10 protein-coding genes are annotated in these 6,313 nt (G+C 64.8%); 6 read left to right on the top strand and 4 right to left on the bottom strand.

The window, feature by feature from the left end; all coding sequences use genetic code 11:
• Positions 1-538, top strand: a 538-nt coding sequence (locus tag JSE7799_RS22290) for a transposase (RefSeq protein WP_144431649.1), incomplete at its 5' end; no start/stop codon positions are given.
• 265 nt (positions 539-803) lie between these two features.
• Here the strand turns inward: JSE7799_RS22290 and JSE7799_RS10300 are convergent.
• Positions 804-1,073, bottom strand: a complete 270-nt coding sequence (locus JSE7799_RS10300; RefSeq protein WP_144431648.1) for a hypothetical protein — start codon at positions 1,071-1,073, stop codon at positions 804-806.
• A 128-nt stretch (positions 1,074-1,201) separates the two neighbouring features.
• Between JSE7799_RS10300 and JSE7799_RS10295 the strand changes: the two genes are divergently transcribed.
• From JSE7799_RS10295 to htpX, 3 genes are read left to right on the top strand one after another with little or no spacing between them, the layout of a single operon-like run.
• A complete protein-coding gene (locus JSE7799_RS10295) occupies positions 1,202-2,434 on the top strand; it encodes a DNA modification methylase (RefSeq protein ID WP_055663536.1) in 1,233 nt (410 codons plus the stop codon).
• Complete coding sequence (locus JSE7799_RS10290; protein WP_055663535.1) at positions 2,431-2,670, top strand: DUF7220 family protein; 240 nt, start codon at positions 2,431-2,433, stop codon at positions 2,668-2,670. The genes JSE7799_RS10295 and JSE7799_RS10290 overlap by 4 nt, the downstream gene beginning before the upstream one ends.
• Positions 2,671-2,721: 51 nt before the next feature.
• Positions 2,722-3,615: a zinc metalloprotease HtpX gene (htpX, locus tag JSE7799_RS10285; protein ID WP_055663534.1), complete on the top strand. Its 894-nt coding sequence runs from the start codon at positions 2,722-2,724 to the stop codon at positions 3,613-3,615.
• A 13-nt stretch (positions 3,616-3,628) separates the two neighbouring features.
• Here the strand turns inward: htpX and JSE7799_RS10280 are convergent, their stop codons facing one another.
• Both JSE7799_RS10280 and JSE7799_RS10275 read right to left on the bottom strand, forming a co-directional pair.
• Positions 3,629-4,171 carry a DUF3489 domain-containing protein gene (locus tag JSE7799_RS10280; RefSeq protein ID WP_055663533.1) on the bottom strand — a complete coding sequence of 181 codons (543 nt, stop codon included), beginning with the start codon at positions 4,169-4,171 and terminating at the stop codon, positions 3,629-3,631.
• A gap of 94 nt (positions 4,172-4,265) precedes the next feature.
• Positions 4,266-4,571, bottom strand: coding sequence for a hypothetical protein (locus JSE7799_RS10275; RefSeq protein WP_055663532.1), 306 nt, complete (start codon positions 4,569-4,571; stop codon positions 4,266-4,268).
• 120 nt (positions 4,572-4,691) lie between these two features.
• Here JSE7799_RS10275 and JSE7799_RS21310 point away from each other — a divergent pair, with 120 nt between their 5' ends.
• Both JSE7799_RS21310 and JSE7799_RS10265 read left to right on the top strand, forming a co-directional pair.
• Positions 4,692-5,255 carry a hypothetical protein gene (locus JSE7799_RS21310; RefSeq protein WP_055663531.1) on the top strand — a complete coding sequence of 188 codons (564 nt, stop codon included), beginning with the start codon at positions 4,692-4,694 and terminating at the stop codon, positions 5,253-5,255.
• On the top strand, positions 5,167-5,766 hold the full coding sequence (locus JSE7799_RS10265; protein WP_245624856.1) for a phage terminase large subunit family protein: 600 nt from the start codon (positions 5,167-5,169) through the stop codon (positions 5,764-5,766). The genes JSE7799_RS21310 and JSE7799_RS10265 overlap by 89 nt, the downstream gene beginning before the upstream one ends.
• A 32-nt stretch (positions 5,767-5,798) precedes the next feature.
• On the opposite strand, the gene JSE7799_RS10260 is transcribed toward JSE7799_RS10265, so the two are convergent.
• The coding region (locus tag JSE7799_RS10260; RefSeq protein ID WP_186201900.1) for a transposase at positions 5,799-6,313 on the bottom strand (515 nt) is incomplete at its 5' end.

Below are 6,313 nucleotides of genomic sequence, written 5' to 3'. Positions count from 1 at the left end.
TCTTCGCATTACGACCGAGGACGGTCACGACCTTACCTTGCGCGCAAGGCTGCGCCTGGCCCGCCGTGGCCGGGCTTTTCGCGCCCGCCTCGGCACACGCGAGGACGCAGCCGCCAGCAATACGCCGCTCCTGAACGTCGCGGCCAAGCCGCTCAAGGGAGAGTGGTTGATCGTGGTTACCAACGTCGCGCCGCGCACCGCGCTCGAAACCTACCGCAAACGTTGGGCGATCGAATGTCTGTTCGGCGATGCCAAGACGCGTGGCCTCAACCTCGAGGACACACGTCTCACCGATCCACGCAAACTCGCTCTGCTCATGTCCCTTGTCGCGCTTGCCCTTGCCTGGGCCGGTCGCGCCGCCGCAGACCTTCTCGGCAAGCGCGCGCCGCCGCGCAAAAGCCACGGCCACTACGCCAGATCCTGGTTTCGAACCGGCTTCGACCACATCCGAAGCCGCCTCAGATCCGATCCCCTCGACGCCATCGCGTCGTGGCAGAGGATCAACCCAGAAGCACGAAAGCCCTGCGGAGTCGTGTAGTGTGTATGCTGGCGGGCGAAGCTCGACGCTTTCCCAGTGACACCGCCGAAAATACCCGTTTCGTTTCGCTTTGCGCCAAGACCCAATGAAACAAGGGTTTGACGGGCTCTCAGACCCGGTCTGAAGCGAAATGGCCTGCCGGGGGCATTTCGTTTCGGGCCTTCCCGAAGCAGGTCCGTTATCCGCCTGGGCTGCAGGCGTTCTGCCGATGGCGCGCCTTTGCCCGATGTGGGTTGGCGAACATCGCGCCAACCCACAGTAAAACCTACTTGACCTTCTTGCCGGCGAGAGTGAGCGGAGACTTGCCCTCCGCCGCGACAGAGGTCGCGGAAACCTTCGGCTTCTCCTGCTTGGGCTTCTTGTTCTCTCTGTTACCGCGTCTGTTGTTGCCCTTGGACATTGGATTTCCTTCAGCCAGATGATCGACCGGCTCATGCCAGTCGACGAGGTGCAGTGGAAAATCAGGGTTGCCTGACTTTGAAATCGTCAGGGCGATGATCTTGGAGAAAGGCTGCAGTTCGAACCGGCGACGCACCTCGAGAGCTCGCCGGTCTGTGACTGCGTAGACAGAATAGCCGCACTTGTCCCCGCACACCATCGAAATCGGAAGTCGTTAGCGGACGCTCAGCACCGGTCCGCTTCATCTCAATCTGAAAGCCAGCCATGGATATCATCGAGCTGCCCATCGGGCAGATCATTCCCTATGCGCGCAATCCGCGCCGCAACGAGAAGGCCGTGGCGGCGGTGGCGGCGTCGATCGCCGAGTTCGGCTGGCGTCAGCCGATCGTGGTCGACGACCAGATGGTCGTGCTGGCGGGGCACACTCGCCTGCTGGCCGCGCGGCAGCTGGAACTGGAGACCGTGCCTGTCCACGTCGCCGCGGGTCTGACCGACGCACAGGCGCGCGCCTTCCGGATCATGGACAACCGCTCAAGCGAGAACGCCGAGTGGGACAAAGAACTTCTGAACCTCGAACTGGGGGACCTGCTGGAGGCCAACTTCGACCTCGGGCTCACCGGTTTCACCGACGATGAGTTGACGGCGCTGATGAACGGCCTCGAGGCGGGTACGGGTCCGCAGGAGGGCGAGGACAATGTTCCGGAGACACCGAAGGATCCGATCAGCAGACCAGGCGATCTCTGGGTCCTCGGCAATCACCGGCTGCTCTGCGGGGATGCGACGGTGGCGACGGATGTCGAGCGGTTACTCGGGACGGTGAAGCCGCTCTTGATGGTCACAGATCCGCCCTACGGCGTGGCCTATGACCCCAGCTGGCGCAATCAGGCGGGAGCGGCCAAGACGAGACGCACCGGCAAGGTGCTGAACGACGACCGCGCCGATTGGCGCGAGGCCTGGGCGCTGTTTCCGGGCGACGTGGCCTATGTCTGGCACGGCGCCCTGCACGCGGCGACCGTGGCCGAAAGCCTCGAGGCGTCCGGCTTCGCGATCCGCTCACAAATTGTCTGGGCAAAGGAGCGGCTCGTGCTGAGCCGTGGCGATTATCATTGGCAGCACGAGCCGGCCTGGTACGCTGTCAGGAAGACCGGCAAGGGCCACTGGGCAGGCGATCGCAAGCAGACGACGCTCTGGCACATCGCCAACAAGGATCAGGACGCCACGACGGTCCACGGCACGCAGAAGCCCGTCGAATGCATGCGCCGCCCGATCCTCAACAACTCAAGCCCCGGCCAGGCGGACTACGAGCCGTTCATGGGATCGGGCACGACGCTGATCGCCGCTGAGACCACCGGACGGGTCTGCTATGGGATTGAGTTATACCCCGCCTATGTCGATGTCGCAGTCCAGCGCTGGCAGACCTTCACCGGGCAGCAGGCGACGCTTATTGGCGACGGTCGCAGCTTCGATGACGTTCTCAGTGCTCGCGAGGCGCCATGAGGCAATCGCGCATCATGTCACTGATCGAGACGGTCACGAACGTTGTTGTCGGCTACGTGCTCGCCATCGCGACGCAGATCGTCGTGTTCCCGTGGTTCGGAATTGAGGCCGGGCTGACCGAGCACATGACAATCGGCCTCGTGTTTGTTGTCGTGTCTCTCACGCGCGGATATTTCCTCCGGCGGCTGTTCGAACGGTGCAGGTCTGACAAGGACGCCCCGTCGCCCGCTTGCTAGCCGTCCGCCGGCTCACCATATTCTGCCCGCAAGAGGCAGATGAGGACGAAAATGGCCGGATACGCACGCACAGCGATGCTGATGGCAGCCCTGACTGCACTATTCATGGGCGTCGGCTGGCTTCTGGCGGGCGGGACCGGCGTGGTGCTGGCCTTTGCCGTGGCGGCCGCGATGAACCTCTTTTCCTGGTGGAACTCCGACCGGATGGTGTTGCGGATGCACGGCGCCCGCCCAGCCGAAGGGAATAGCTCGCTGCATCAAATGGTCGCCGACCTCGCGCAGCGCGCGAACATGCCGGTGCCGAACGTCTACGTCATCGATACCGACCAGCCGAACGCCTTCGCGACCGGCCGCAGCCCCGATCGCGCCGCGGTGGCGGTCACGCGCGGCCTTATGCAACGGCTCGGACGCGATGAAATAGCCGCCGTCGTCGCCCACGAACTCGCGCATATCCGCAACCACGATACGCTGATCATGACCATCACCGCGACCTTCGCGGGCGCGATCTCGATGCTGGCCAACTTCGCCCTGTTCTTCGGCGGTCGGCGGGACAGTCCTCTCGGCATAGTCGGGGTGCTCGCAATGATGGTGCTGGCACCGCTTGCAGCGCTCCTTGTGCAGATGGCGATCAGCCGGTCGAGGGAATATGAGGCCGATCGGATCGGCGCCGAGATCTGTGGAAACCCGCTCTCGCTCGCGTCGGCGCTCACTGAGATCCAGGATCTCGCTGGTCGGATCGACAATCATACGGCCGAGCGTAATCCTGGTACAGCGCACATGTTCATCATCAATCCGCTTCACGCGCATGGCTACGATAACTTGTTTTCCACCCACCCAAGCACAGAGAACCGGATCGCGGCGCTCCGCAAGCTGCCCGAGGCGCAAAGTGTACCAGTCAAAACCACCCCGCCTCGGCGGCGGGCCGAGACGGGGCCTTGGGGATGAGAACCTTACGCGCCTAGTGCGACAGCTTGTAGACCCGTCCCCGATGCTCGATTTTCTCAGATGACACTTGGAGCCCGAGTTTCTTCTTGAGCGCACCCGACATGGCGCCGCGCACCGTATGCGGCTGCCAGCCGGTGGCGGCGACGATCTCATTAAGGGTCGCGCCGCCCTCGGCGCGGAGCATCTCGATGAGCCTCTCCTGCTTCGTGCCGCTGCGCGATCTGCGCACCTTTGGCTCGGTCTCGGCTTTTGCGCTCTCCGCGGCCTCCGCGTTTGGCGCCGCGCCAGCGCCCTCGGGCTCGATGCCGATGGCGGCGAGACCTGCCTCTGTGGCGACCAGCGTGACGCCGTGGCCGTCGCCGGTCTCGCGCCAGACGGGCTCGCCTTTGCGGATGTCGGCAGCGACCTCCTCGATCAGCTTGCGGGAGAGCAGCGCACGCACCACCTTGGCGGCGGCGCCGCCGCGGATGTTCGGGGGAAACGGCAGGGCGTTGCGGTCGGCGCGTTGTGCGGCGGCGCTGAGGATGATTGCCTGCGTGTCGGAAAGCTTGGTCATGGGGTTGGCTCCGTATCGGGGCCCGCAGGATGCGCGCCCTTCTACAATCCCGAGCCCGCCTCTTGGCGGGCGGGCCTCGCAAGAACCGAAGGCCTCACGCGGCGTGCTCACCCTCGCCGAAGGCGCTGTCGGTGATGCGCTTCAGGAGGCTCGCGTAGTGTTCGAGGGAGCCGACCTCCGCCCAGTCGACCTCGTCGGGGTGGCAGTCGAAATGGTCATCGCTCAGCGCCTGCAGGCGGGCGAGCATCGCATCGATCTCCGCCTTCTTGCCGATGAAGGCCGTGAGCGCGTTCGACCGGTTCCTCGAACCGGTGGCGGAACTGGTCTCACCCTTGTTCCGGCGCGCCGTCTCGGTGCGCAGCTCATGGCGGGACCTGGTGATCGGGTCGGGGCGGGTCATCGGTGTGGCTCCGGGGTGAGTTGCGTCGTCGCGATGTGACGAGGTTCGCTCGACCGGCCGGTTCTATCCAGTCGAATACGAGCCGGATCAGTATTTTGAGCGCGTCCGGAGGATCACCACGTGTCATCATCGGCACAGCCCATCGGCGTGATCGCCAAGCTGCTCGATCTGTCCGAGCGCCGGGTCCAGCAGCTGAGCCGCGAGGGCGTCATTCCAAAGGCCGAGCGCGGACAATACGACCTGATCGGCGCGGTGCGCGGATACGTCCGCTTCCTGCGGGATCAGGCGGTGAAAGCGCAGGCAGGGGCACCCGACTACGCCGCGGAGCGGGCGCGCTTCATTCGGGCGCGCGCCGACCTTGCCGAGATGGAGGCCGCGGAAAAGCGCCGCACGCTGATTGCGGCGGAGCAGATCGAGGCGGCCTGGATTGCGGTGCTGGCGCTTCTGAGAACCCGCCTGCTGGCGCTGCCGGATCGGTTGGCCCCGCAGGCCTTCGATCAATCAACCGTCGGAGACATCCGGAACCTGATCCGTGCCGCCATCCGCGAGGTGCTCGATGATCTCGCGCAGCCAGATATCGAAATCGAGACCGAAGTTGATCCTGAAGGGATCGCCGATCCTGAAACGGACGGTGGAGAAGGCGCTGGCGGTGCTGCGCCCGCCGCCGGACCTGACGATCAGTGACTGGGCGGATGCCAACCGGCGGCTGAGTTCGGAGGCGAGTGCGGAGCCCGGGCAGTGGCGAACGAGCCGCGCGGAATACCAGCGCGGCATCATGGAGGCGATCTCGGATGCAGGCGTCGAGAGCGTCGTCATCATGTCCTCGGCGCAGGTCGGCAAGACGGAGGTCGTGAACAACGCCGTCGGCTATCACATCGATCAGGATCCGGCCCCGATCATGGTGGTGATGCCGACCGAGCGGGATGCGGAAACCTGGTCGAAGGACCGGTTCTCGCCGATGGCGCGGGACACGCCCTGCCTGCAGAACAAGATCGCCAACCCGAAGTCCCGCGACGGCAACAACAAGATCCTGCACAAGCGCTTCCCGGGCGGGCATCTGACCATTGTCGGCGCCAACGCACCCTCGGGTCTGGCGAGCCGTCCGATCCGGCTCCTGCTCTGCGACGAGGTGGACCGCTATCCGTTCAGCGCCGGCGCCGAGGGCGACCCGATAGTGCCCCATTGCGTGGTGTAGGAGCGCCGACCTTCGGAGAGGTCCGAAGCTGATCAGGTGGCCACGGTGGGCAATCTGACGTCTGCATTGTCGGTGACGCGCGCGAGGCTTTCAAGCGACATGTACCGCCGGGCGACTGTCCATTCGTCGTTTGTCTCGAGCATCAGAGCGCCGACCAGGCGAACAATGGCTTCGTCGTTTGGAAAGATCCCGATGACATCGGCGCGCCGCTTGATCTCGCGGTTTACTCGCTCGATTGGGTTCGTGGATGCGATCTGGGTCCAATGCTCGCGCGGGAAGTCCATGTAGGCCAGGACGTCGTCGCGGGAGGCGTCCATGAACGCGCCGAGCTTTTCCTGCTTCTCGCGAAGCGCATCCGCGACCACTTCCCACTGGGCTTCGGCCTCGGCCTTTGTCTCCTGCGCGAAGATCGTCTTCAGCATCGCCGCCACCGCCGTACGCTGCTTGGCCGGGGCATGGGCAAGCGCATTGCGCATCCAGTGAACGCGGCAGCGCTGGTGGGTCGCGTCGAACACCCGACGCGCAGCCGCCCGCAGCCCCTTGTGAT

This window comes from Jannaschia seosinensis (assembly GCF_001408515.1).
Lineage (GTDB): Bacteria > Pseudomonadota > Alphaproteobacteria > Rhodobacterales > Rhodobacteraceae > Jannaschia > Jannaschia seosinensis.
Note: the sequence above shows the minus strand (reverse complement) of the source record. Positions and strands in the feature narration are given on the sequence as shown.

What these genes read in the sequence shown, in the direction of transcription:
- JSE7799_RS10275 (WP_055663532.1), bottom strand. Translation starts at nt 4,571, where the DNA reads ATGACCCGCCCCGACCCGATCACCAGGTCCCGCCATGAGCTGCGCACC.
- htpX (WP_055663534.1), top strand. Translation starts at nt 2,722, where the DNA reads ATGGCCGGATACGCACGCACAGCGATGCTGATGGCAGCCCTGACTGCA.
- JSE7799_RS10290 (WP_055663535.1), top strand. Translation starts at nt 2,431, where the DNA reads ATGAGGCAATCGCGCATCATGTCACTGATCGAGACGGTCACGAACGTT.
- JSE7799_RS10280 (WP_055663533.1), bottom strand. Translation starts at nt 4,171, where the DNA reads ATGACCAAGCTTTCCGACACGCAGGCAATCATCCTCAGCGCCGCCGCA.
- JSE7799_RS10295 (WP_055663536.1), top strand. Translation starts at nt 1,202, where the DNA reads ATGGATATCATCGAGCTGCCCATCGGGCAGATCATTCCCTATGCGCGC.